20 protein-coding genes are annotated in these 26,226 nt (G+C 64.3%); 14 read left to right on the forward strand and 6 right to left on the reverse strand.

Annotated features, from left to right (window positions below; genetic code table 11):
* Positions 1–10: 10 nt before the first annotated feature.
* Positions 11–751 (forward strand): DUF1223 domain-containing protein, encoded by a 741-nt coding sequence (locus tag RBH77_RS03605; RefSeq protein ID WP_311030787.1) that lies wholly within the window; start codon positions 11–13, stop codon positions 749–751.
* Between the two features lie 166 nt (positions 752–917).
* Positions 918–2,459 (forward strand): acetolactate synthase large subunit, encoded by a 1,542-nt coding sequence (locus RBH77_RS03610; RefSeq protein WP_311030788.1) that lies wholly within the window; start codon positions 918–920, stop codon positions 2,457–2,459.
* 23 nt (positions 2,460–2,482) lie between these two features.
* Here the strand turns inward: RBH77_RS03610 and RBH77_RS03615 are convergent, their stop codons facing one another.
* On the reverse strand, positions 2,483–4,465 hold the full coding sequence (locus tag RBH77_RS03615; RefSeq protein ID WP_311030789.1) for an oxidoreductase: 1,983 nt from the start codon (positions 4,463–4,465) through the stop codon (positions 2,483–2,485).
* A gap of 214 nt (positions 4,466–4,679) precedes the next feature.
* Here RBH77_RS03615 and RBH77_RS03620 point away from each other — a divergent pair, with 214 nt between their 5' ends.
* From RBH77_RS03620 to RBH77_RS03635, 4 genes are all read left to right on the forward strand, one after another.
* The gene (locus RBH77_RS03620; protein ID WP_311030790.1) at positions 4,680–5,663 is read left to right on the forward strand and encodes a LysR substrate-binding domain-containing protein; all 984 of its coding nucleotides are present in this window, start codon (positions 4,680–4,682) and stop codon (positions 5,661–5,663) included.
* Positions 5,660–7,216 (forward strand): trimethylamine methyltransferase family protein, encoded by a 1,557-nt coding sequence (locus RBH77_RS03625; RefSeq protein WP_311030791.1) that lies wholly within the window; start codon positions 5,660–5,662, stop codon positions 7,214–7,216. The genes RBH77_RS03620 and RBH77_RS03625 overlap by 4 nt, the downstream gene beginning before the upstream one ends.
* Before the next feature lie 85 nt (positions 7,217–7,301).
* The gene (locus RBH77_RS03630; RefSeq protein ID WP_311030792.1) at positions 7,302–9,356 is read left to right on the forward strand and encodes an oxidoreductase; all 2,055 of its coding nucleotides are present in this window, start codon (positions 7,302–7,304) and stop codon (positions 9,354–9,356) included.
* 72 nt (positions 9,357–9,428) lie between these two features.
* Positions 9,429–11,081, forward strand: coding sequence for an ABC transporter substrate-binding protein (locus tag RBH77_RS03635; RefSeq protein WP_311030793.1), 1,653 nt, complete (start codon positions 9,429–9,431; stop codon positions 11,079–11,081).
* Positions 11,082–11,205: 124 nt separating this feature from the next.
* Here RBH77_RS03635 and RBH77_RS03640 read toward each other — a convergent pair whose 3' ends face one another.
* The 5 genes from RBH77_RS03640 to RBH77_RS03660 form a co-directional block, all read right to left on the reverse strand.
* Positions 11,206–12,510 carry a branched-chain amino acid ABC transporter permease gene (locus tag RBH77_RS03640; protein WP_311030794.1) on the reverse strand — a complete coding sequence of 435 codons (1,305 nt, stop codon included), beginning with the start codon at positions 12,508–12,510 and terminating at the stop codon, positions 11,206–11,208.
* Positions 12,510–13,502, reverse strand: coding sequence for a branched-chain amino acid ABC transporter permease (locus tag RBH77_RS03645; protein WP_311030795.1), 993 nt, complete (start codon positions 13,500–13,502; stop codon positions 12,510–12,512). The genes RBH77_RS03640 and RBH77_RS03645 overlap by 1 nt, the downstream gene beginning before the upstream one ends.
* 48 nt (positions 13,503–13,550) lie before the next feature.
* Complete coding sequence (locus RBH77_RS03650; protein WP_311030796.1) at positions 13,551–14,255, reverse strand: ABC transporter ATP-binding protein; 705 nt, start codon at positions 14,253–14,255, stop codon at positions 13,551–13,553.
* A complete protein-coding gene (locus RBH77_RS03655; protein ID WP_311030797.1) occupies positions 14,252–15,082 on the reverse strand; it encodes an ABC transporter ATP-binding protein in 831 nt (276 codons plus the stop codon). Before RBH77_RS03655 ends, RBH77_RS03650 begins: the two co-directional genes overlap by 4 nt.
* A gap of 150 nt (positions 15,083–15,232) precedes the next feature.
* A complete protein-coding gene (locus RBH77_RS03660) occupies positions 15,233–16,066 on the reverse strand; it encodes a hormone-sensitive lipase (RefSeq protein WP_311030798.1) in 834 nt (277 codons plus the stop codon).
* Between the two features lie 178 nt (positions 16,067–16,244).
* On the opposite strand from RBH77_RS03660, the gene RBH77_RS03665 reads away from it, so the two are divergent.
* The 8 genes from RBH77_RS03665 (at position 16,245) to RBH77_RS03700 (ending at position 26,215) form a co-directional block, all read left to right on the forward strand.
* Entirely contained in the window at positions 16,245–18,536 is a 2,292-nt protein-coding gene (locus RBH77_RS03665) for a bifunctional salicylyl-CoA 5-hydroxylase/oxidoreductase (RefSeq protein ID WP_311030799.1), read from the forward strand.
* A gap of 196 nt (positions 18,537–18,732) precedes the next feature.
* Positions 18,733–19,485: an SDR family NAD(P)-dependent oxidoreductase gene (locus RBH77_RS03670; RefSeq protein ID WP_311030800.1), complete on the forward strand. Its 753-nt coding sequence runs from the start codon at positions 18,733–18,735 to the stop codon at positions 19,483–19,485.
* Positions 19,485–19,955 carry a MarR family winged helix-turn-helix transcriptional regulator gene (locus RBH77_RS03675; RefSeq protein WP_311030801.1) on the forward strand — a complete coding sequence of 157 codons (471 nt, stop codon included), beginning with the start codon at positions 19,485–19,487 and terminating at the stop codon, positions 19,953–19,955. Before RBH77_RS03670 ends, RBH77_RS03675 begins: the two co-directional genes overlap by 1 nt.
* A gap of 1 nt (position 19,956) precedes the next feature.
* A complete protein-coding gene (locus tag RBH77_RS03680; RefSeq protein ID WP_311030802.1) occupies positions 19,957–21,582 on the forward strand; it encodes an AMP-binding protein in 1,626 nt (541 codons plus the stop codon).
* 247 nt (positions 21,583–21,829) lie between these two features.
* Positions 21,830–23,023 (forward strand): kynureninase, encoded by a 1,194-nt coding sequence (gene kynU, locus RBH77_RS03685; RefSeq protein ID WP_311030803.1) that lies wholly within the window; start codon positions 21,830–21,832, stop codon positions 23,021–23,023.
* Complete coding sequence (gene kynA / locus RBH77_RS03690; RefSeq protein WP_311030804.1) at positions 23,023–23,856, forward strand: tryptophan 2,3-dioxygenase; 834 nt, start codon at positions 23,023–23,025, stop codon at positions 23,854–23,856. The genes kynU and kynA overlap by 1 nt, the downstream gene beginning before the upstream one ends.
* 24 nt (positions 23,857–23,880) lie before the next feature.
* Positions 23,881–25,017, forward strand: a complete 1,137-nt coding sequence (locus RBH77_RS03695) for an ABC transporter substrate-binding protein (protein WP_311030805.1) — start codon at positions 23,881–23,883, stop codon at positions 25,015–25,017.
* 277 nt (positions 25,018–25,294) lie between these two features.
* Positions 25,295–26,215, forward strand: coding sequence for a branched-chain amino acid ABC transporter permease (locus tag RBH77_RS03700; protein ID WP_311030806.1), 921 nt, complete (start codon positions 25,295–25,297; stop codon positions 26,213–26,215).
* The last annotated feature ends 11 nt before the right edge of the window (positions 26,216–26,226 follow it).

The raw sequence follows: 26,226 nt of genomic DNA on the forward strand, positions 1-26,226 counted from the left end.
GGCGGGCAGAGTGGCGGCGAGGCACCGCTTTTTAGCGGTAACGTTGACCGCGACCTGCCTTGCCATGACGATGCCGGCCGCCGCCAAGCCGCTCGGCGTGGTCGAACTCTTCACCAGTCAGGGTTGCAATTCCTGCCCGCCCGCCGACGCCGCGCTCGGTCGCTTTGTCCGACAGGGCAATGTCGTGGTGCTGGCCTATCATGTCGACTACTGGGACTATCTCGGCTGGAAGGATACGCTCGGCAGCCGCGCCAATACCGAACGGCAATACGCCTACGCCAAGGGCTTCGGCTCGAGCCAGGTCTATACGCCGCAGGCCGTCATCAACGGGCGTTCCCAAATGAACGGCGGATATGTCGGCGAGGTGGAGGCCGAACTCGATATGCTCGATCAATCCGGCGGGGGGCTTGTCGTGGATATTTCGGTTCGCGACACGGGCAATTCCTATGTCGTCGAGGCCGGAGCGGCGAAGGACGGGACAGGCGAGGCGCGGGTGATCCTCGTTTCCTATGCCCCTCAACGCGATATCCCCATTCGTCGAGGCGAGAACAGCGGCCGCACCATTACCTACTGGCACGCCGTGACCGGCACCCACATCGCCGGCATGTGGCACGGCAAGCCGATGCGCTACGAGGTGCCGAAAGCCGCGCTTCCGTCAGATGGCGGCCTCGCCGTCCTGCTACAATCGGGGGTGGGAGGTGCCGCGGGGCCGATCCTCGGCGCGGCGACGCTTGGCGACACGGGAAGCTGATCGCCGATGCCGGAGCAAGCCTCCGGCACGAGCCCGAGCGGACAGGTTTCAGCAATATCCATAGATCTCCGACCCTCGGACGGGATGCGCCGGCTATCGTGCGGTTTCGAAGCGTCTCGGCTTGGGTTAGGTTGCGCCCGGAATCAGCCAGCATGGAATCTGTCATATGAATGGAGCCGAAAGCCTCGTCCGGACCTTGTTGAACGGGGGTGTGGACACCTGTTTCGCCAATCCCGGCACCAGCGAAATGCACTTCGTCGCAGCCCTCGATCGTATCCCGGGCATCCACTGCGTTCTCGGCCTCCAGGAAAATGTCGTAACCGGTATGGCAGACGGCTATTTCCGTATCGCGCGCAAGCCTGCCGCAACGCTGCTCCACTGCGGTCCAGGGCTGGCAAACGGCATGGGCAATCTGCACAATGCGCGCCGCGCACGCTCGGGCATCGTCAACATCGTCGGCGACCAGGCGACCTATCACAGGCCGCATGACGCGCCGCTCACCGCCGACACGGAAGGGATGGCCCGCACGGTATCGCATTGGGTGCGGGCAAGCGCGCGTTCCACCGAAGTGGGCCGGGATGCCGCACAGGCGATCCAGGCGGCGCGGACGATGCCGGGGCAGATCGCTACGCTGATCCTTCCGTCCGACACGAGCTGGGACGAATGCGGCAGCGTGGCCGAGGCGCTCCCCGTACCCGCGCCGCCACCCATCGATGCCTTCGCGATCGAGCGGGCCGCAAACGTGTTGCGGAGCAAAGAGCGGGTACTGATCCTTCTGGCCGGCCACGGCGTGCTCGCTCCGGCCCAGGCTCTGGCCTGGCGCATCGCGCGGGCAACGGGCGCGGAGATCATGGCCGACTTCGTCACCGCGCATCTCGCGCGGGGCAGGGGACGGATGCAACTCGTCCGTGTGCCCTACAACACCGACGTGGCCCGGAAGACGCTGGAACCGTTCAAGCGGATCATCCTCGTCAACGCGAAGCCGCCGGTCGGGTTCTTCGCCTATCCAGGCAAGCCCTCTACGCAATATGCCGATGATGCAGAGTTCGTGACGCTATCGCGCCCCGACCAGGACGCGGTGGCGGCCCTCCAAGCGCTTGCCGATGCCTTGGATGCACCGGCGGCCGAAATCCCCGATCCGGGGCCACGACCGTCGGCGCCCACTGGCGCGGTCAGCCCGGATGGCCTTGCGCAGGCGGTGGCGGCCCTCATGCCGGACAATTCCATCGTTTCGGACGAGAGTATCTCTTACGGGCGCGGCCTTTATCCGCATACCTTCGACGCCCCGCCGCATGATTGGCTGCATCTCGCTGGCGGCGCGATCGGCGACGGGTTGCCCGTGGCGACCGGAGCGGCCATCGGCGCGGGCGGCAAGCGTCGGGTGATCAGCCTGCAGGCCGACGGATCGGCCATGTATTCCCTACAGGCGCTGTGGACGCAGGCGCGCGAGAAGCTGCCCTGCACCACGATCATCCTGTCGAACCGGAAGTACAGCATCCTTATCGGGGAATATGCCGGCGTCGGCGCCAATCCGGGCCGTACCGCGATGGATATGCTCGACCTCGGCAATCCGGATCTGAACTGGGTCGACCTCGCCAACGGCATGGGCGTCGAGGCCGCGCAGGCCCGCGACCTCGACACGCTGTGCGATCTGATGCGGAGTTCTTTCCGCAGACAGGAGCCTTTCCTCATCGAACTGGCGATCTGACCCGAGCGAATGCCCGAAATCCGTCAGAGCCCAAGCGCGACCTTGCGTCCGTCATGGATGGCATAGGCGGCCTGCCGGGCGGCGGTGCAATCGCCGATCGCGGTGAAGGCGATCCCGCGCGCTTCAAGTTCGACCGAAAGACTGTCGGCCGCCATGCTTGTCGCGGCGAAGACGAGCGCGTCGGCCTCGATCTCCTGTTCGGTCCCGTCGAGCAGTGACGCGATCCTGGCCGACCCGCCGTCCCAGCGGGTGACGGCGCTTTCGGTCACGAAGCGGACGCCGAGGCGGGCGAGCGCGCGGCGCAGCGGCGCATCCGCTGCCATGCGCTGAAGCTCCTTGCCGACGAGGGCATCGGGCGTCACCAGCGTCACCTCATGGCCGTCTTCCGCGAGCCGCCAGGCCGTGCCGCATCCCTTCCAGTTGCCGCCGTCGTCGAGCAGGAGGATACGCTTTCCCGGCCTCGCCTCGCGCGCCATCACAGCTTCCGCCGATAAGACCGACCCGCCGCCGGGGATGGCATCGTACTGAGGCAGTGCCCGCTGGAAAGCCCCGTCAGGCGGCAGGGAGCCGGTCGCGACGATGACGTGATCGGCGCCTTCGCGCTCGACGTCTTCGGCTTCGACATATTGTCCGTGGCGCACATCCACCTGAAGCCGGGCAAGTTGCCGCTCGTACCAATCGATCAGGTCGAGGATCTGGGCGCGGCGCGGCTGCAGGCCGGCAAGACGGAATTGCCCGCCAAGACGATCCGAAGCCTCGGCGAGCACGACCCGATGGCCGCGTTCGGCCGCCACGCGTGCCGCCTCGAGGCCGGCGGGGCCGCCGCCCACGACGAGGACATTTCCCGGCCGCTCCGAAGGGGTGAAGCGGTCGCCGCCCCATTCCCATTCACGGCCGGCCGACGGATTGATGACGCAGCTTATCCAGTAGTCGCGCGATCGGCGGCCCCAGCACATCTGGTTGCAGGAGAGGCAGCCGCGAATATCCTGCGCGCGGCCGGCCGCCGCCTTGTTGGCCAGATGCGGGTCGGCGATCTGCCCGCGCACGATGGAGACCAGATCGGCCCGGCCCTCGCTCAGCACGCCTTCGGCGTTTTCCGGCGTGCGGATATGGCTTTCGGCCGTGACCAGCGCGTGGCGCACCGTGGATTTGAGCACGGAAGCGAGATCGGCGCCGAGTTTCTCCGGATAAAGGAAGGTCGGCATGATCTTATAGAAGTCGAAATAGCTGCCGGAGCCGCAAGTCACGTAGTCCATCAGCGCGTCACGGTCATGCAGGGCGATGATCTCGGCCAGCGCCTCGCGCCCCAGCGCCACCTCGACCTCCGGCTCGTCATTGATCGCCAGCCCGACGATGAAATCCTCGCCGCAGACTTTGCGGATTCGGGTCATCACCTCGCGGCTCATCCGCGTGCGGTTTTCGAGGCTGCCGCCCCAGCGGTCGTCGCGCCGGTTCGACCATGGCGTCCAGAACTGGTCGAGCATCGAATGATAGGCGGCCCAGACCTCGACCCCGTCGAAACCGGCCTCTCGGCAGCGGCGTGCCGCCTGGACGAAGCCGTCGATCGTCTCCTCGATCTCGGCTTCGGTCATGCGGTGCGAACCGTCTGAATCGTGATAGCTCGGCAGGCCGGAGGGCGACCAGCCCGCATGGAACGAATTGTCCGGGTCGGCGTGCTGGCCGACATGGTAGAGCTGCTGGATGGCGACGGCGCCGTTGCCCTTGATCGCCTCGGTGATCTTGCGGAAGTGCGGAATGACGCTGTCGTCGGAGGGACGGAAATTGCCCCGGGTCAGCACCGCGGCCTGATGGACGGGCATCGGCTCGACCACGACCAATCCCGCTCCGCCGATGGCGCGCTCGGCGTAGTAGCCGACATGCCGCTCTGTCGGCAGCCCTTCCTCCGCCATGTTGGCCGTATGCGCGCCGAAGACGATCCGGTTGCGAAGCGTCCTGCCGCGCAGCACGACCGGCGTAAACAGTCGCTTGAAGCTCTGTTCCGGCATCGCCTTCTCCCTTGTCGCGACCTGTCGTGAGACGAGCGCGTTCCCGGTACCTGTTGCGCAATCGCCTTCGCGGAAGAAGACGACGGTTGCACATCGACAGGCAACCGGGGCTAATAGTCAAGGTGAACGAAATTCCAGCCCGGTTGAGCCACAGGCAACCGACGCCGGAAATCGGCGTTCATCTAACAATCGAGCCGCAGTGCGGAGGAGTTCGATGGCCCGCCGTTTCTACAGCCTGCCTTCATTGATCGCGCTTGCGGCTTTCGAGGCGGCGGCGCGTCATCTCAGCCTGACCAAAGCGGCGGAGGAGCTCAACGTCACGCCCGGCGCCGTCTCCAAGCAGGTCCGGACGCTTGAGGAAGAACTCGGCGTCCCGCTGTTTCTGCGCAGGCACAGGGCGCTCGAACTGACGCGCGAAGGCGAAACGATGGCCGCGGCGCTGCGCGAAGGATTCGAGCGGATGTCGTCGACGTTCCGCCAGGTCAAATCGCTGGGCGGGCAGGCCGTGGCGACCCTCGGCAGCACCATGGCCATGGCGCATCTGTGGCTGATGCCCCGCATGGGTACTTTCTGGAACCAGCACGACGATATCGTCGTCGATCATGTGATCTCGGACCACCCGCATGGGCTCGACAGGCCGGACGTGGATCTGCGTATCCGCTACGGCGACGGCGAGTGGCCGGACGAACTTTCGGCTAAACTTTACGACGACCGCATCTTTCCCATTGCCAGTCCCGCTTTCGCCAAGGCGTATCCGGTGAAATCGGTGGCCGACATGGCGCAACTGCAACTGCTTTCCGTCGAGGGCATCGACTGGACCTGGACCACCTGGGCGGAATTCCTGCGCGAGGTCGGTCATCCGGATCGGCATGTGAATGTGCGACGCTTCAACAGCTACGTGATCGCCTTGCAGGCGGCGCGCAGCGGACAGGGGATCGCGCTGGGCTGGGAAAGCCTCGTCGCGCCGCTGATCGAAACGGGCAACCTCGTGCGCGTGACCGATGCCGTGATCGTCGCCCCGCAGTCCTATTTCGTGACATGGAGCGCGCGCCGGCCGCTCAGCCCGCAGGCGGTCCTCCTCAGGGACTGGCTGCTTTCACTTGGATCGTTGAGTTCAGCTCAAGCGAGCCGGCTTCCTATTTCGCTTGAACAACCAGCGCGCAGGCGCTCTCCTAGAGCCAAGGGAGAGCAGGCATGACGACAGATACGGCCTCAATGCAGGAAGCTCCTTTAACCCATCGGCGCGGCGGTGGCCGTGTCGGCCGCAAGGCGTTGCGGTCGGCGCCTGTCGCCTCTTTCCCGACGCTTGTTCGCAAGATCCCGGTTTACGAGATCGTCCCCGACGAGGCGATCGAACTGATCCACCAGGAATCGCTCGGCATCCTCGAGGATGTGGGCTGCGAGTTCCGCGACGACGAAGCGATCGCGCTCTGGAAACAGGCGGGCGCGGACGTTTCCGGCACACGGGTTCGGCTCGACCGGGCGCTGCTGATGGACCTCGTATCGAGGGTGCCTGCGGAATTCACGCTCAACGCGCGCAATCCGGAGCGTTCCGTCCGGATCGGCGGCAACAACTCCATCTTCATCCCGATGTACGGCGCGCCCTATGTGCGCGATCTCGACAACAACCGGCGCTACGGCACGCTGGAGGATCTGCAGAACTTCCACAAGCTCGCCTATATGGCGCCGGCGCTGCACTCGACGAGCTCGATCATCTGCGAGCCGATGGATATCGCGGTGCCGAAACGGCACCTCCACATCATCCATTCGGCGCTGAAGCATTCCGACAAGCCGTTCATGGGGATCGTGACGTCCAAGGAACGCGCCGAAGACACGATGGCGATGGCGGGCATCGTGTTCGGCGAGGATTTCGTGATGGACAATCCCGTCCTGGTCTCGATCACCAACTGCAACTCGCCGCTGGTGTGGGACGCCACCATGCTGGACGCCATGAAGGTCTATGCACGGCACAACCAGCCGGTGATCCTCGCGCCTTTCGCGCTCTGCGGCGCCTCGACCTCGGCCTCGTCCGTCGGCGCGGTGGCGCAGGTCAACGCCGAGGCGCTGGCGGGCGTCGCCTTCACCCAGCTCGTCCGGCCGGGTTCGCCGCAGATCTACGGGCAGTTCATGGTCACGGTCGACATGAAGACCGGCGCGCCGATGGGCGGCACGCCGGAAGCCGCGCAGATGATGTATCTGATGGGTGCGCTGGCGCGGAAGTACAGGCTTCCATGGCGGACCTCCGGCTTCCATGTCGGCTCGAAGCTGAACGACGCCCAGGCCGGCTACGAGGCGAACATGCTGATGCATGCCGCCATCCTTTCCGGCGCCAACTATATCTGGCATGCGGCGGGATGGCTCGAGGCGGGACTGACCTGCGGCTATTCGAAATTCGCCACCGACTGCGAACAACTCGTCGGCTGGTACAAATATGCCGGCGGGCTTTCCTTCGAGGATTTCAAGGACGCGATGGCGGCGGTGCGCGAGGTCGGACCGCAAGGCCATTTCCTCGGCACCCAGCACACGCTCGATCATTTCGAATCCGCTTTCTTCATGCCGACCCTGATGGATTTCAATTCCTTCGAGCAATGGAACGCCGAAGGTGCCAAGGACCATGACAGGAGGGGGCTGGAGAAAGCCCGCAACATGCTCCTCGACTACCAGGAACCGAAGCTCGACGAGGGGATCGGCGAGGCTCTCAGGGACTTCGTCGCACGGCGCGAGAAGGGCTTGCCGGACACCGTCAATTGAACCGCGACCTTGCAGCCACCCATGGAATTTCCGGTGAAAGGTTGACCCGGCTGCAGCTTCTGCTTCACGTTAGGGCAAGGCAGCCATGAGCTCATTAACCGGAAAAGATCCGCTCCTCCAGCCCTTCCAGCTCAAGCATCTGACGCTCCGGAACCGGCTGATGTCGACCTCGCACGAGCCGGCCTATTCCGAGGATGGCATGCCCAAGGAGCGCTACCGGCGCTACCATGCCGAGAAGGCAAAGGGCGGCATCGCGCTCACCATGACGGCCGGCTCGGCCGTCGTCAGCCGGGACAGCCCCGCCGCCTTCGGCAATCTGCACGCCTATGACGACGCCATCGTGCCATGGCTGAAGGAACTCGCGGACGAATGCCACGAACATGGCGCGGCGGTCATGATCCAGATCACCCATCTCGGCCGCCGCACCAACTGGAACAAGGCCGACTGGCTGCCGGTGCTTTCCGCCTCGCCGGTGCGCGAGCCGGCGCATCGCTCCTTTCCCAAGGAGGCGGAAGACTGGGACATCGAGCGTATCGTCGCCGACTATGCGGCAGCGGCCCAAAGGATGCAGGCCGCCGGCCTCGACGGGATCGAGTTCGAGGCCTACGGGCATCTGATGGATTCCTTCTGGTCGCCGGCGACCAACAAGCGCGAAGACGCTTTCGCCGGCAGCCTCGACAATAGGCTGCGCTTCGCCTTCATGGTGGTCGAGGCGGTCAGGAAGGCGGTCGGAGAAAAGTTCATCGTCGGCGTACGCATGGTCGCAGACGAGGATTGGGAAAAGGGCCTGTCGCGCGCCGAAGGTGTGGAGATCGCCCAGCGCTTCGCCCGTTCCGGCAAGGTCGATTTCCTCAACATCATCCGCGGCCATATCGAGACCGATGCGGCGCTCAACGAGGTCATCCCGATCGCCGGCATGCGCTCCGCGCCGCATCTCGATTTTACCGGCGAGGTGCGCGCCGCCACTAAGTTCCCGATCTTCCACGCCGCCCGCATCTCGGATGTGGCGACCGCCCGTCACGCGGTCGCCGAAGGCAAGCTCGACATGGTCGGCATGACGAGGCCGCATATCGCCGATCCTTATATCGCCGCCAAGGTCGCGGCGGGCGAGGAGCATCGCATCCGTCCCTGCGTCGGCGCGACCTACTGCCTCGACCGGATCTATGAAGGCGGCGAGGCGCTCTGCATCCACAATGCCGCGACCGGGCGCGAGGCGACGATCCCGCATATCATTTCGCGTTCGGACGGGCCGCTGAAGAAGGTGGTGGTCGTCGGCGCCGGCCCGGCCGGGCTGGAGATGGCGCGCGCGGCTGCCGAGCGCGGCCATTCGGTCTCGGTGCTCGAAGCCGCGCCGCAGGCAGGCGGGCAGGTACGGCTCGCCGCGCAGAACCCGCGCCGGCGCGAGCTGATCGGGATCGTCGACTGGCGCCTGTCCGAACTGGAGCGGCTCGGCGTGCCGATCCGCTACGATTGCTGGGCCGAGGCGCAAGACGTGACGGCGCTCGAGCCGGACATCGTCGTGATCGCCACGGGCGGCCTGCCGCAACCGCCGCCGCTCGACGCGGGCGACGATCTCGTCACGACGAGCTGGGACATCATTTCAGGCGCGGCCAAGCCGGCCGAGACGGTGCTGGTCTATGACGACAATGGCGGCCATCAGGGGATGACGGCTGCGGAGCTTGCGGCCATCGCCGGCTCGGGCGTCGAGTTGGTCTCGCCGGAGCGTTTCTTCGCGCCGGAAATGGGCGGCATGAACCATGTGCCCTATATGCGCGAATTCCACCGCCGCGGCGTCCGCGTCACCATCAACACGCGGCTGAGATCCGTCCGCCGCGACGGCAACAAGCTCATCGCTACGCTCGGCTCCGATTTCGTGCCGGAATGGAGCGAGGAACGGAGGGTGGACCAGATCGTCGGCGAGCACGGGACCTTCGCCAATGACGAACTCTATCACGTGCTGAAACCGCTCTCCTCGAATGGCGGCGCGGTCGACTACGAAGCGCTGGTCAAGGGCGGCAATGTCTTCCCCTTCCGCAATCCCGACGGCGGCTTCGCGCTTCTCAGGATCGGCGACGCGGTCGCCTCGCGCAACATCCACGCCGCCATCTATGACGGCATCCGCTACGCGTTGCGGTTCTGAGCCTCAGTCGGGAGAAGAAGCCACAGGACAATCAAATCCAGAGAAAAAGGGAACCTGAAAGGAGGAACGACCATGACATTCTACAAGAGCAATTCGGATCGTGTGCCCCCTGTCGTGCACGACATGGCGGAAGAGGCGCGGCGCGGCCGGATGGACCGGCGCGAATTTCTGGCGATCGCGAGCACGATGGGCGCCTCCGCCGCCCTTGCATACAGCATGATCGGCCTGTCGCTCCCGAAAGAGGCGAAGGCGGCGGAGCCGAAGAAGGGCGGCACTCTCAGGATCGCCATGTCAGTGAAGGCGCAGAAGGATCCGCGCACTTATGACTGGGTCGAGTTGGCCAACGTCACACGCACCTGGCTCGAGCCGCTGGTCACCTATACGCGCACCTTCACCTTCGAGCCGACGCTGCTCGAAAGCTGGGAGATCAACGACGACGCGACCGAATATGTCCTCCATGTCCGCAAGGGCGTTACCTGGAACAATGGCGACCCCTTCAATGCGGACGATGTCGTCTTCAACCTCAACCGCTGGTGCGACAAGGCGGCCTCGGGCAATTCGATGGCCGCGCGCGTCATCACACTGATTGACGACAAGACGGGCAAGGCCAAGAACGGCGCCATCACCAAGACGGACGACCACACCGTCAAGCTCAAGCTCAACAAATCCGATATCTCAATCATCGCCAATTTCACGGATTATCCGGCGCTTATCGTGCATCGGAAATTCGAGGAGAACGGCAGAGATCCGGTGGCGCACCCCATCGGCACCGGCGCGTTCGAGCTGGTTTCGTACCAGGTCGGTTCACGCGCTTCCGTCAAGCGCCGCGAAAACGGCAAATGGTGGGGCGGCGAGGCACTGCTCGACGGCGCCGACTTCGTCGACTACGGCACGGAAGCGAACGCCGTGGTCAACGCGTTCGATTCAGGCGAGATCGACGCCAATATGGAGACGCCCGTCGATTTCATCGAGATCATGGACGGAATGGGGCTGGTGAAATCCGACGTGGACACCGCGACGACGGTCGTGGCGCGCACCCATGTGGAGAACAAGCCCTATGACGACCAGCGCGTACGCAACGCGCTGCAGATGGCGGTCGACAACAATGCCGTCCTCCAGCTCGGCTATGCCGGCAAGGGAAAGGTCGGCGAGAATCATCATGTGAGCCCGATCCATCCGGAGTATTACCCGCTGCCGAAGAAGCAGCGTGACCTCGATGGCGCCAAAAAGCTCATGGCGGAAGCCGGCCAGATGGATTTCGAGCACGAACTCATAACGGTCGACGACAACTGGCAGAAGAATACGGGTGACGCGATCGCCGGGCAGTTGCGCGACGCCGGCTTCAAGGTGAAGCGGACCGTGCTGCCGGGCTCGACGTTCTGGAACGACTGGACGAAATATCCCTATTCCATAACGATCTGGTATATGCGCCCGCTCGGCGTCCAGGCCCTCGCTCTGGGCTACACGACCGGCGCGGCCTGGAATGAATCGGGCTATTCCAATCCGGACTTCGACAAGAAGCTCGGCGAGGCGATGGCCATCGCCGATCCGGAGAAGCGCAAGCAGGTCATGAAGGATGTCGAGACCATCCTGCAGGATTCGGGCGTGATCATCCAGCCCTTCTGGCAGTCCCTTTTCTGTCACATGACAAAAGAGGTTCAGGGCTACGGCATCCATCCGACCTTCCAGGTCGATCTGCAGAAGGTCTGGCTCGAAAAGGCCTGAATAGCGATCCGATCAGCCATTCCGGGGCAGCCACTGCCCCGGAATGGTTGAGACAGACGCCCCACCCGAGGCTTTCATCTGGGCGATCCGCGCATGCGGAAAACTAGCTGCCCGCGTGTTGGCTTCAATGACGCGCCCGTGGTTCGGGCAGGACGCCGTTCGGCGCATAACGCAGCACCAGGGTGATGGCCAGGCCGACGACGAAGACACGCATTTCGAGCGCCCGGCTGTCGAGATCCGAAGGCGGCTGCCAGCCCACCCATTCGTGGCCGTAATAGGCGGCCAGATGGAAGAGCCAAAGCGCGATCGGCGCCGAGGCGGTCCATATGATATAGACGAAGACGGCGCCCAGGATTGCGCCGCGATTGTTGCCGGCGCCGCCGAGGATAACCATCACCCAGATGAGGAAGGTGTAGTTGAGGTCGATGAAGGCCGAGGGATCGTAGATCTGCGCGAAATGGATGAGCATCGCGCCGCCTACCCCCATCGGGATGCAGCCGAGCACGAAGATCTGCAGGCGCCGCTTCGTTACGTCCTTACCCATGGCTTCCGCCGCGTCCTCATTGTCGCGGATGGCGCGCATCATCCGGCCCCAAGGGGCGTAGTAGGCGCGTTGCAGCAAGAGGTAGAGCAGCACCATGATCGCCACGACGACGCAGAGATAGTAGAAGCGGGCGAGGAAGAAATGGCCATCCGCCGGTGTCGGCACCGGCCAGGGCAGCGGCGAGACCGTCAGTGTGCCGCGCGTGAGCCAGTCGGCGTTCTTCAGGAAGGTCTTGATGATGGCGGCGATGCCGAGCGTGGCGATCGCCAGATAGTCCGACCTCAGGCCTAGGCAGATCTTGCCGACGGCCCAGGCGATGATCGCCGCGACGAGGCCGGCGACCGCCCAGCCGAAGAAGACCGGAAGGCCAAGGCCGCCCATCCAGCCGCTCGTGCTTTCGATCTCTTTCGACATCGACGCCATGTGGTTCGAGATGACGACGAAGGAGACGATGAGGACAAGGGTGACGATGATTCCCTTCAGCCGCCGGCTGGCGCCGATCTGGTCCGCCTTGTTGGCGACCCAGATGGCGATGCCGCACAGGAAGAGCTTGCCGATGAAGAGGGCAACCAGCATCGGCCCGGGCGAGGCCCAGAATTTCGGGTTGGCCGGGAAGGAGATGAGCATCGAGCTCGCGGCACCAGCAGCGAGGAAACCCATGATGCCGATGTTGAACATACCGGCATAACCCCACTGGATGGTGAGGCCGAGCGCCAGCAGCGCATAGCAGCCGGCTTCCACCATGACGCGGACCGAATAGACCGCGCCCTGGCTGAGAAAGAGGACCAGGATGACGATCGCGAGTCCTGAGAAGGCGAGAACGTCACGCTGCCATCCGGCGGCGGAATGGTGGTCCTTGCGCTCGGAGGGAGCGGGCTGAGTCATCAGAGAACCCTCCCCTTGAAGATGCCTGTCGGCCGATAGATCAGCACGATGATAAGGATCAGGAACGGCACCATCAGCTTGTACTCGGTCGGCACCAGCGCCAGGCTCGATGGAATGTCGAACCACAGATATGGCTTGATCGGCCTGAGCAGGATCGCCCAGTTGAACACCGAGAGCGACTCGCACAGGCCGACGAGGAAGCCGCCGGCGATGGCGCCGTAGGGCTGGCCGATGCCGCCGACGATGGTCGCAGCGAAGATCGGCAGCAGGATGTTCCATGAGAGGTCGGGCTTCAGCGCCACGTCCATGGAGAGCAGCGTGCCGGCCGCGCAGGCAAGCGCTCCCCCGATGATCCATGTCGCCCAGACGACATGCTCCGTGCTGATGCCGGTGATGCGCGCAAGGTCCGGGTTGTCGGAAACGGCCCGCATCGCCTTGCCGAGCCGTGTGCGCGTCAGGAAATAATGGAGCGCAATGACGGTGACGGCAGTGAAGAGGAAGAGGATCACCTGCGGCTCGGTCAGCACGATCGGCCGGTGGGCGCCGGGAAGGTGGAACTGGAAAATCTCTTTCGGCCGATCGATGAACATGTTGCGCGCGCTGACGCCGCCGAAGAGCCGCAGCACGCCCTGCAGCATTAGGGTGACGCCGAGCGAAGCCATGACAAGCACGATCGGGCGGGCGCCGGCTTCGCGGAGCGGCTTGTAGAAGATTTTGTCGAGCCCGATGGCGATGGCCGCGGTGATGATCATTGCCGGGAACATGCCGATGAAGACGAGCGCGAAGGGGCCGTGGACGCCGGCCGATTTCAGCATGAAGGCGATAATGAGTGAAATGAACGCGCCCATCGTCATCATGTCGCCATGGGCGAAGTGGGCGAAGCGCAGGATGCCGAAGATCAGCGTCACGCCGATCGCGCCCAGCGCATAGATCGCGCCGATGATCAGGCCTGCGATCAGGCCGTTGTCGACGAAGAAGACCAGTTCGTTCAAGCCCGCGTGCCCCGTGCTGTTGCCTGTCCCGCCATACGCTGCTCCTCCTCAGCCGCCGAGGAAGCTGCGGGCGACGTCCGGATTGGCGAGCAGTTCATTCCCCGTCCCGGTATAGGAGTTCCGCCCGTTGGCGAGCACGAAGCCTTTGTGCGCGATCGCCAGCGCCTGTTTGGCGTTCTGTTCGACCATCGCCACGGTCACCCCGGTCCTGTTGATGGCGATGACGCGGTCGAAGATCACCGACATGAACAGAGGCGACAGCCCTGCCGTCGGCTCGTCGAGAAGGATCAGCTTCGGCTCGATCATCAATGCGCGGCCGAAAGCGACCATCTGGCGTTGGCCGCCTGAAAGCTCGCCCGCCGGCTGCCCGCGCTTGTCCTTCAGGTCGGGGAAGATCTCGTAGACGCTGTCTATGACCGCGCCATAGGCGTCGCGCCGGCTATAGGCCCCCATCTCGAGGTTTTCCTGCACGGTGAGCGAGGAGAAGACATTCGCCTCCTGCGGCACGAAGGCGATCTTGTGCGCGGCGAGCTTCTCCGAGCGCATGCCGGTGATGTCGGCGCCGTCGAAGCCGACCGTACCCTCGCTGATATTGAGCATGCCGAAGATCGCCTTCAGCATCGTCGATTTGCCGGCGCCGTTCGGCCCGACGATGACGCCGATCTCGCCGGCGTCGAGTGTCATGTCGACGCCCTTCAGGATGGTCATCTGGCCGTAGCCGGCATGAAGGTTGGTAACCGCGAGCAGGCTCATGCCGACGCTCCGGCGCCACGCGCCGCCTCCACGGCAGCCGAAATGGTGGTGGCGTTGCCGGTCGGCGAGCCGCCGAAATAAGCCTCGATCACGGTTTCGTTCTTCTGGATGTCGGCGATATGGCCCTGTGTCATGACGGAGCCGGCGGCCATGACGATCACCGGGTCGCACAGCCGCGCGATCAGGTCCATGTCGTGCTCGATGACGAAGAAGGTGTAGCCGAGCTCCTGATTCAGCCGCTCGATATTGCTGGCGAGATCGTTGAGCAGCGTCCGGTTGACGCCGGCGGCGATCTCGTCGAGCAGGACGATTTTGGCGTCGGCCATCATGGTACGGCCGAGTTCCAGGAGCTTCTTCTGGCCGCCCGAAAGGTTTCCCGCCAGTTCATTCTTGACGTGGGTGATCTTCAGGAAGTCGAGCACCTCCTCGGCCTTGCGGCGGATGGCGGCTTCCTCGCCAGCCACCCGCGCTGGGCGGAACCAGGCTTCCACGAGGCTTTCCCCGGACTGGCGCGCCGGGACCATCATCAGATTCTCCGTCACCGTCATGTGCGAGAATTCGTGGGCGATCTGGAAGGTCCTGAGCAGGCCGCGCGAGAACAGTTCGTGCGCCGCGAGGCCGGTCACGTCCTCGCCGTCGAGCAGGATGGTGCCGGAGGTCGGAACCAGATTGCCGGCCACCATGTTGAACAGCGTCGACTTACCGGCGCCGTTCGGCCCGATCAATCCGGTCACCGAGCCGGCCGTGACCGAGAGGCTGCAGTCATTGACGGCCAGAAAGCCGCCGAAGCGCCTCGATACGCCCCGGAGTTCGATGATGGTTCCCATGGCTCCCTGCGGCGGTTTGCCCGCCGCCTGATTCTTTTTCAGTGTGCCGAAGCGGTTCGACGATTGTCGGGCCGCCCCGCTCTTATGCCTTAGCATCGGCCCTTGCGCCTGTGAAGCGCGGCACCGCTCACCCGTCCGTCCGCCTCTGCTTCATTGTGTCGCCAGAAGTGCGCGCGTCAGCGGATGCGAGGCGTCCTCGAGACCCTCGATCACGCTGTAATGGTGGCGGTCCGGTTCCTCGACGCAGGCCGTCGACGCGCCAAGCCCTGCCCACACATTGGCGAGCAGCGCGTTCTGGCGCACGAATTCGGCGCGCTCGCCGGCGCCGGCCCAGCAGATGAGGCGTGTGCCGGGCAGGGGCCTTAGGAGGGCGGGACTTTCGGCAAGCGCCTCATCCTCGTCGAGCTTGAGTGTCGCGTTCATGGCCGTCGTCATCATCGGGCGGAGGTCGTGCAGTCCCGAAATGGAGACGACGTTGCCGATGCGGGACCGCACGGCCACGGAGAGCGGCGAGGTGGCGGAGACCATGCGCGCGGCGAGATGGCCGCCCGCCGAATGGCCCGTCAGATGCAGCGGTCCGGCCACGCGCGCGGCGGCTGCTTCTATCGCAACGCATACCTCGCGCGTGATGCCGGAGATCCGGTTTTCGGGGCAGAGCGTATAGGTCGGCATCGCAACCGCGAACCCGGCTTCTAGCGATCCCGCGGCCAGATGCGACCAACTGCTCTCGTCGAAGCGCATCCAGTAGCCGCCATGGATGAAGACGACGAGCCCCCTGGGCGCGCTGGCGGGGTGGAACAGGTCGAAACGATTGCGCTCGCCTTTGCCGTAGCGAATGGAAAGTTCCGCCCGTCCCTCGTGCTGCAGAAGATGCCGGAACGAAGCAGCGTCCTTTTCCCAGCGATCGGGATAGGCAGCGCCGCCGGCGATGTTGACGGTATTGGCATAGGCGGCATCCCAGTCCTCGACGTGACGGAAAACCATCGCTCCTCCCTCCGGCCGGTCTCAGGCCAGTCACCCAAGCCCGCCCCTCGTAGCGCCGGTGGCGCGGTGTGTCATCCCTATCTGCAGGTCGGAAATTATTTCAACCTTAAAACTTCATGCTTGAAGTAACTCGCCGGCGGTGTCATGCTCCGGTCAATCAGGGAGGAAGGAACGCAGGATGAAAATCGCGATCCTCGGCGGCGGGCCCGCCGGCCTCTATTTCGCGATTTCGATGAAGCTCAGGGACGCCGGCCATCAGGTCACCGTCTATGAGCGCAATCGCGCCGACGATACGTTCGGCTGGGGCGTGGTGCTGTCCGACGAGACGCTCGACAATCTCGCCGCCAACGATGCCAAAAGCGCGACCGCCATCCGCGAGCATTTCGCCTATTGGGGCGACATCGCCGTCATCCACAAGGGCGTGCGCACCGTCTCCACCGGTCACGGCTTTTGCGGCATCGGCCGCATGCGCCTGCTCACCCTGTTGCAGGCGCGCGCCCGCGAGCTGGGGGTCGAACTGGTCTTTGAAAAGGAGATCGACGACCCTCGTCCCTTCATGGTGGAAAACGACCTCGTTCTCGCGGCCGACGGGGTGAACTCGAAGGCGCGACATGCCTTCGAGCATGTCTTCAAGCCGGACATCGACATACGTAAATGCAAGTTCGTCTGGCTTGGCACGCACCAGAAATTCAATGATGCCTTCACCTTCATCTTCGAGAAGACCGAGCATGGCTGGGTGTGGGCGCATGCCTACCAGTTCGACGCCGACACGGCGACGTTCATCGTCGAATGCAGCGAGGAGACCTGGAACCGCTTCGGCTTCGGCCGGATGAGCCAGGATGAATCGATCGCCGTGTGCGAGCGTATCTTCGCCAAGTATCTGGACGGAAACAGCCTGATCTCCAATGCCCGCCATCTGCGCGGCTCGGCCTGGATCAATTTCCCGCGCGTTCTGTGCGAACGCTGGTCGCACGAGAACCTGGCCCTGATGGGCGATGCGGCGGCGAGCGCGCATTTCTCGATCGGTTCCGGCACCAAGCTGGCGCTTGAAAGCGCCATCGCGCTTGCCGACTATCTCCATTCCGAAAAGAGCCTCGATGCGGCTTTCGGGAAATACGAGGATGCGCGGCGCACGGAGGTGCTGAAGCTGCAATCGGCGGCGCGCAACTCGCTGGAATGGTTCGAGGAGGTCGAGCGCTATCTCGATCTCGACCCGGTGCAGTTCAACTATTCGCTCCTGACGCGCTCGCAGCGCATCAGCCATGAGAATCTGCGCCTGCGCGATCCCCGATGGCTGGCCGGCGCGGAGGCCTGGTTCCAGAAGCATGCCGGCGCCCCGGCCAACACCAACCGGCCGCCCATCTTCGCGCCTTTCCGCCTGCGTGATCTGACCTTGAAAAACCGCATCGTCGTTTCGCCGATGGCACAGTATCGCGCCGTCGACGGCACGCCGACCGACTGGCACTTCGTGCATTATTGCGAAAGGGCCAAGGGCGGCGCGGGGCTCGTCACCATCGAGATGACATGCGTGTCGCCGGAGGGCCGCATCACGCCCGGCTGCACCGGCTTCTACAAACCCGAGCACGAAGCGGCGTGGAAGCGCATCGTCGGTTTCGTGCATCGCGAGACCGAGGCGAAGATCTGCGCGCAGATTGGCCATTCGGGACCAAAGGGCTCCACGCAGCTTGGCTGGGAAGAGGCCGACGCGCCGCTCGCGGAAGGCAACTGGCCGCTGATCGCCGCCTCTTCCGTCCCCTGGTCACCGCAAAACCAGGTGCCGAAAGCGATGGACCGCGCCGATATGGACAGGGTGCGGGACCAGTTCGTCGCCTCTGCCCGCATGGCGGAACGCTGCGGCTTCGACATGGTGGAGTTGCATTTCGCCCATGGCTATCTGCTTTCCTCCTTCATTTCGCCGCTTACCAACAAGCGCACCGACGAATATGGCGGGTCGCTCGAAAACCGCATGCGCTATCCGCTGGAGATTTTCCGGGCGGTACGCGCCGTGTGGCCGGAAGAAAAACCGATCTCGGTGCGCATATCGGCGAATGACTGGGTCGGCGAGGAGGGCGTGACGCCGGGGGCGGCAGTCGGGATCGCGCGCATGCTGTATGAGGCGGGCGTCGATATCTGCGATGTCTCGGCAGGCCAGACCTCGACACGGGCAAAGCCTGTTTACGGCCGCATGTTTCAGACGCCCTTTTCCGACCGTATCCGCAACGAGACCGGCATGGCGACCATTGCGGTGGGCAACATCTACGAGCCGGACCACGCCAATTCCATCCTCATGGCCGGCCGCGCGGACCTCGTCTGCATGGCGCGTCCGCATTTGGCCGATCCGTACTGGACGCTGCATGCGGCGGCGAAGCTCGGCGACCACGGCGTGAAATGGCCCGATCCCTACCTCCCCGGCCGCGACCAGCTATACCGGCTGGCCAAGCGCCAGGAAGCCATGACGGGGAAGGTGTGATGTACGGCGACAAGGAAAGCACCCCCACTCCGGTTCGCTTCGCGAACCACCTCTCCCCCTGCCCGAGGGAGAGGAAGGGCGCCCGACTCGCGGCCGGCATTTCCTCTACCTCACGCAGTGGGGGAGAGGTGGCTCGGGCGCAGCCCGAGACGGAGTGGGGGTATAGCGGCGGGCCCGGAACCACGGGGTCGATTCAATGACCGCCCTTCATCACGCCCTGGTCAGCGGCGGCGGGTCAGGCATCGGCCGGGCGGTCGCGCTTTCGCTTGCCGAATCCGGTATCGCGGTGACCGTCTGCGGCCGCAAGGCCGCGCCTCTGGAAGCGGTCGCGGTGGGAAATCGGAATATCCACGCTCATGTCGCCGACGTAACCGACGAGGCCTCCGTCGCGGCGCTCTATGAAGCCGCCGAAGGCGCGCGCGGCCCCTTCGACATTGTCGTCGCCAATGCCGGCACCGCCTCCAGCGCGCCCGCCTATAGGACGACGCTCGAAGACTGGAACCGTATTCTCAATGTCAATCTGACGGGAGCGTTCCTTACCGTGCGCCCGGCGCTGAAAGGCATGGCAGAGCGCGGGCGCGGACGCATCGTCTTCATCGCTTCCGTCGCCGGCCTGCGCGGCTCGGCCTATGTGGCGCCCTATGTCGCGTCCAAGCATGGCGTGGTCGGGCTCATGAGGGCGCTTTCCGCCGAATTGCTTAAGACCGGCGTCACCGTCAATGCGATCTGCCCCGGCTATGTCCAGACCGAGATGCTGGAGGAATCGATCCGGCGCGTCATGGAGAAGACCGGCCGCGGCGAGGAGGAGGCCCGGCGCGGCTTTGCCGAGACCAATCCCAATCACCGGCTGATCCAGCCCGAGGAGGTCGCGGCCGCCGCCATGTGGCTGGTCAGCGACGCAGCTATCTCGGTCACCGGCCAGGCGATCGCCATTTCGGGAGGCGCGTGATGGTGAGTGCGCCGTTGACGGCCTTCCAGCCCGATGCGCCTTCCAAGGACCGGCTTCGCCTGTGGATCAGGCTCCTGCGCGCCTCGCGCTCCATCGAGGCCGAGTTGCGCGAGCGGCTGAAGACGGAATTCGGCTCGACCCTGCCCCGCTTCGACGTGCTCGCCGCGCTCTATCGCGAGCCGGACGGGATGGCGATGAGCGGTCTTTCGCGCTTCCTGCTCGTCTCCAACGGCAATGTGACCGGCATCGTGGAGCGGCTGGTGGCGGACGGCCTGGTTGCGCGCTCCAAGCGCGACGGCGACCGGCGCGCTTCCATCGTGCGGCTGACGGAACTGGGCACGGAGACCTTCGCCCGCATGGCTGCCGCGCATGAGGGCTGGGTGGACGCACTGCTCGGCGGGGTGGGCAGGGAGGAAGCCCGGCATCTCGCCGAGATGCTGAAATCGTTCCGGAGCGAATGGGAGGAATAAGATGCTTGGGCCATCGGCGCATACCGACACATTCGCGCGCGACAAGCTGCCGCCTGCAGAAGAATGGCCGGAATTCCCGCTCTCGGGCTTCGACTACCCCGAATATCTCAATGCCGGTGTCGAACTCACCGACCGCATGGTCGAAAAAGGCTTCGGCGACCATGTCGCGCTGATCGGCAACGGCCGTCGACGCACATACAAGGAACTGGCTGACTGGACGAGCCGGCTGGCGCATGCGCTGGTCGAGGATTACGGCGTCCAGCCCGGCAACCGCGTATTGATCCGCTCGGCCAACAACCCGGCCATGGTCGCCTGTTGGCTTGCCGCGACCAAGGCCGGCGCCGTCGTCGTCAACACGATGCCGCTCTTGCGCGCCGGCGAACTTTCCAAGATCGTCGACAAGGCTGAAATCTCGGTCGCACTCTGCGACACGAGGCTGATGGACGAGATGGTCGCCTGCGCCAAGACTAGCGGCTTCCTCAGACAAGTGATCGGCTTCGATGGCACCGCCAATTTCGACGCCGAACTCGATCGCATCGCCCTCGACAAGCCGGTGATCTTCGAAGCCGTGAAAACCGGCCGCGACGACGTGGCGCTTCTCGGGTTCACCTCCGGCACGACCGGCGTGCCCAAGGCGACGATGCATTTCCACCGGGACCTTCTGATCATCGCCGACGGCTATGCGAAGGAGGTGCTCGGCGTCACGCCCGACGATATCTTCGTCGGTTCGCCGCCGCTTGCCTTCACCTTCGGCCTCGGCGGGCTGGCGGTCTTCCCGCTGCGCTTCGGAGCGGCCGCCACGCTCTTGGAAAATGCCTCGCCGCCCAACATGATCGAGATCATCGAGAAATACCGCGCGACGGTCTCCTTCACCGCGCCGACCGCCTACCGCGCCATGCTGAAGGCGATGGACGAGGGGGCCGATCTCTCCTCGCTGCGCGCCGCGGTCTCTGCCGGCGAAACGCTGCCGGCGCCCGTCTTCGAGGAATGGACGAAGAAGACCGGCAAGCCGATCCTCGACGGGATCGGCTCGACGGAAATGCTGCATATCTTCATCACCAACCGTTTCGGCGATGCCGCGCCCGGCACGACCGGGCGGCCGGTTACGGGTTACGAGGCAAAGATCGTCGACGACGACATGAACGAAATGCCGCGTGGCGAGATCGGCAAGCTCGCGGTGCGCGGGCCGACCGGCTGCCGTTATCTCGATGATCGACGCCAGCGTATCTATGTCCGCGACGGCTGGAACCTGACCGGCGATTCCTTCATCCAGGACGAGGGCGGTTATTTCCATTTCGCCGCGCGCTCGGACGACCTCATCATCTCGTCGGGCTACAATATCGCCGGCCCGGAGGTGGAGGCGGCACTTCTTTCCCATGAAGAGGTGGTGGAATGCGCCGTGATCGGCGCGCCCGACCAGGCCCGGGGGCAGATCGTCGAGGCCTATGTCGTACTGGCCGAGGGCGTTGCCCGTGACGCGCTCACCGTCAAGCGGTTGCAGGACCACGTGAAGGCGACGATCGCGCCGTATAAATATCCGCGCTCGGTGAAGTTCATCGAAGCCTTGCCGAAGACACAGACGGGCAAGATCCAGCGCTTCCGGCTGAGGGAGGGAAAAGGATCATGACGGTACTTGTTACGAGGGTGGCTTCTACCCCCAGCCTCTCCCTGCAAGGGCAGGGCGATCGCATATGGAATTCGCGCGGCTTCGTACCCCCACCCCTGTCCCCTCCCCACAAGGGGGAGGGAGACGCCGTCATCGCTTTCCGAGATGAAATCATCGAAATTTGCGCTATGCAGCGCCAGACTAAGTCCCCCTCCCCCTTGTGGGGAGGGGCCAGGGGTGGGGGTCTATCGGCGGTCGAGGCAGTCGCATGACCGATTTCACACGCACCCGCGCCCTGTTCGATCTTCCCGCAGGCGTCGTCTATCTCGACGGCAATTCGCTCGGGCCGCTGCCGAAGGGCGTGGCCGAGCGGGTCTCCCGCACCGTCCGCGACGAATGGGGCGCGATGCTGATCCGCGGCTGGAACGACGCGGACTGGATCGGCCTGCCGGAAAGGGTGGGCGACAGGATCGCCAGGCTGGTCGGCGCACCGAAAGGCACGGTGATGGCCGGCGATTCCACCTCGGTCAATCTGTTCAAGGTGCTGACAGCGGCGCTTTCGGTTGCCGGGACGCGCCGCGTGGTTCTGTCCGACAGCGGCAATTTCCCCAACGATCTCTATGTCGCGCAGGAGGCGGTCCGGGCCCTGGGCATGGGCTACGAATTGAAGATCGCGGCGCCTGAAGCGATAGAGCGGACGATTGACGAAACCGTCGCTGTCCTCATGCTGACCGAGGTCGACTACCGCACCGGTCGTCTCCACGACATGAAGTCGCTGACGGAGAAAGCACACAAGGCGGGGGCGATCGCGGTCTGGGATCTTTGCCATTCCGCCGGCGCCCTGCCGATCGACCTCGATGGCGCCGATGCCGATTTCGCCATCGGCTGCGGCTACAAATATCTGAATGGCGGCCCTGGCGCGCCGGCTTTCATCTATTGCAAGCCGGAATGGGCAAAGCGCGCCGCCCCGGCCCTCGGCGGCTGGATGGGCCATGCGGAGCCCTTTGCTTTCGATCTTCAGTACCGGCCTGGCGACGGCATCACGCGCATGCGCGTCGGCACGCCGCCGATCCTCTCCATGGCCGCGCTCGATGCGGCGCTCGACGTGTGGGACGGAGTGGACATGAAGGCTGTCCGTGCTCGCTCGATCGAGCTGTCGGAATGCTTCATCAGGGAAGTGGAGGCACGCTGTTCCAGACTGGAGCTTGCCTCGCCACGCGATCCCAGCCGGCGTGGCAGCCAGGTGTCCTTCCGCTTCAAGCACGGTTATGAAACCATGCAGGCGCTGATCGCGGCCGGCGTGATCGGTGATTTCCGCGCGCCCGACATCATGCGCTTCGGCTTCACGCCGCTCTATCTCGGCATGGACGATGTGCTCACCGCCGTCGACCGGCTGGAAGACGTGATGAAACGCCGGCTCTGGGAAGAACCGGCCTATGCCGTGCGGGCGAAGGTGACGTGATGGGCGCGGACGATTTGAAGGAAAAAATGGCGGCCGCCGAACTGAGGCCGTCGATGTCCTACAGCGACTATCTCCAACTCGACAAGGTGCTGACCGCGCAGGCACCGATTTCCGCCTCGCCGGACGAGCTTCTCTTCATCATCCAGCATCAGACCTCGGAACTGTGGATGAAACTCGCTATCAGCGAATTGAGGGGCGCCATGCAGGCGGTGGCGGCGGACGAGTTGCGCCCCGCTTTCAAGAAGCTGACCCGCGTCGCCCGTATTTTCGAACAGTTGAACAATGCCTGGGACGTGCTGAGGACGATGACGCCCAGCGAATATACGAGTTTTCGCGCCGTGCTGGGACAATCGTCGGGCTTCCAGTCATGGCAATACCGAGCCATCGAATTCCTCGCCGGCAACCGCAATGCCGCGATGCTGAAGCAATATGCCGATCAGCCCGACCGCGTGCGCATACTGGAAGCGATCCTGGTCCGGCCGAGCCTCTATGACGAGGCGCTGTTGCTGCTTGCCCGTAACGGCTTCGATATCGGCGAGGAAGCTTACCGCACCGACTGGAGCCGGAAACGCGAGCCGAGCGCGGCGGTCCAGGTGGCGTGGAAAGCCGTTTATGTCGAACCCGACAAATATTGGGGGCTTTACGAACTGGCCGAGAAGCTGGTCGATTTTGAGGATTATTTCCGCCGCTGGCGGTTCAATCACGTGACGACGGTGGAACGGATCATCGGAATGAAACGCGGCACGGGCGGGACCTCCGGCGTTTCCTACTTGCGCAAGATGCTGGATGTGGAACTCTTTCCAGAACTGTGGCATCTGCGAACGGAACTATAACGGATAACCAAAGGGAGGAATGGAATGAGGAAAATACTGGCAGCTTGCGTCATGACCCTGGCTCTCGGCGTGGCGGGAACGGCCTTTGCCGAGCCGATCAAGATCGGCATGATCACGACGCTTTCCGGCGGCGGCGCCGGGCTCGGCGTCGATGTACGTGACGCCTTCGACCTCGCCATGAAGAAATCCGGCAACAAGGATATCCAGATCGTCACCGAGGACGACGCGATGAAGCCGGAACTCGCCGTGCAGATCGCAGACAAGATGCTGCAGAGCGACCATGTCGACCTCATGACCGGCATCATTTGGTCCAACCTCGCCATGGCCGTCGTGCCGAACGTCGTCGCTCAGGACGTGATCTACCTCTCGCCCAATGCCGGCCCGTCGGCGCTTGCCGGCAAGAACTGCAACAAGAACTATTTCAACGTCGCCTACCAGAACGACAATTTCCACGAGGCGATGGGCGAATACGCGAACAAGCAGTACAAGAAGGTCTTCATCCTGGCGCCGAACTATCCGGCCGGAAAGGATTCACTGACCGGCTTCAAGCGCTATTACAAGGGCGAGGTCGCGGGCGAGATCTACACCAAGCTCGGCCAGACCGACTATGCGGCCGAGATCGCCCAGGTCCGTGCGTCCGGGGCCGATGCCGTCTTCTTCTTCCTGCCCGGCGGCATGGGCATCGCCTTCACCAAGCAATATGCGCAGTCGGGCGTCGGCCTGCCGCTTCTGGGCCCTGCCTTCTCCTTCAGCCAGGATGTTCTGGGCGCCATCGGAGATGCCGCGCTCGGCGTCAAGAACTCCGCCTCCTGGTCGCACGACCTCGACAATGCGGCCAACAAGGAATTCGTCGAGGCGTTCAAGGCCGAATATAAAAGGTTGCCTTCGGTCTACGCCGCACAGGCCTGGGATACGGCGAATTTGATCCTGTCGGCCGCCGCCAAGGCCAGCGTCAAGGACAAGGACGCCTTCCGCGCAGCGCTCAAGGCGGCCGACTTCAAGTCGGTGCGCGGCAAGTTCAAGTTCAACACCAACAACCACCCCATCCAGGACATCTATGTGCGCGAGGTGGTGAAGGAAGACGGCGTGCTGACGAACAAGATCGTCGGCACGGCCTTCACCGACCACGGCGACGCCTACGCTGAGCAGTGCAAGATGTGAGGGGAGTTCTGTCTCTCTTCATTGGACGAGGGTTCGCGTATGAAGATACCCCCACCCCTAACCCCTCCCCACAAGGGGGAGGGGGATTCCGCTCTGACGTCGTACGGCATCAATCTTTGATGATTTTGGCTCAGAGCGCGGTGGCAGCATCTCCCTCCCCCTTGTGGGGAGGGGACAGGGGTGGGGGTAAGCAGCCACGCAAACCTTGCGTAACTTCCATATGCGATCGCCCTGCCTTTCTCGGCTGCCATCCGCAGAGGACGATGCTCACCAAGACATGTCCACTGACCTCCTCATAGAACAGGTGCTCAACGGCGTTCAGTTCGGCGTCATGCTGTTCCTGATGGCGGCCGGGCTGACGCTGATCTTCGGCGTCATGGGGCTGATCAATCTGGCGCATGGATCGCTCTATATGGTCGGTGCCTTCGCCTGCGCGGCGGTCGCGGCGGCGACGGGTTCGTTCTGGCTCGGCCTCGCCGCGAGCCTCGCCGCGGCTGCTGCTGCCGGCGCCATCGTGGAGGTCCTCGTGGTGCGGCGTCTCTACGGCCGCGACCACCTCGATCAGGTGCTCGCCACCTTCGCGCTGATCCTCATCTTCTCCGAAGGTATGCGCTGGCTGTTCGGTTCCTCGCCGCTCTACCTGAACATCCCTTCGGCGCTTTCGGGCGCCGTGTCGCTGCCCGGCGGGCTCGACTATTCGCTCTACCGGCTCTTCATCATCGTCGTCGGCATAGCGGTGGCGGCGGGGCTCTATTTCCTCATCGCGCATACGAGGCTCGGCATGCGCATCCGCGCCGGCGAATCCGACCGCGAGATGATCGCCGCCCTCGGTGTCGATATCACCACGCTCTATACGCTGGTCTTCGCGCTCGGGGCGGCGCTCGCCGGTCTTGCCGGCGCCATGGTCGGCGCGTTGCAGTCGGTCCAGGTCGGCATGGGCGAGCCGGTCCTGATCCTCGCTTTCGTCGTCATCGTCATCGGCGGTATCGGCTCGATCAAGGGCGCGCTCATCGGCGCCGTTCTGGTCGGCGTCATCGACACGCTCGGCCGCTTCCTGCTGCCGGCCGCGCTTCATCTCTTCCTGCCGGCCTCGCAGGCCGCCTCCATCGGCGGCGCGGTCGCCTCGATGCTCATCTACGTCTTCATGGCCCTCGTTCTGGTGGTCAGGCCGCAAGGCCTGTTCTCGGCAAATGCGTGAGGCGCCCCTGA

The sequence above is a fragment of the Mesorhizobium koreense genome (assembly GCF_031656215.1).
In the GTDB taxonomy this organism is placed as follows: domain Bacteria; phylum Pseudomonadota; class Alphaproteobacteria; order Rhizobiales; family Rhizobiaceae; genus Mesorhizobium_L; species Mesorhizobium_L koreense.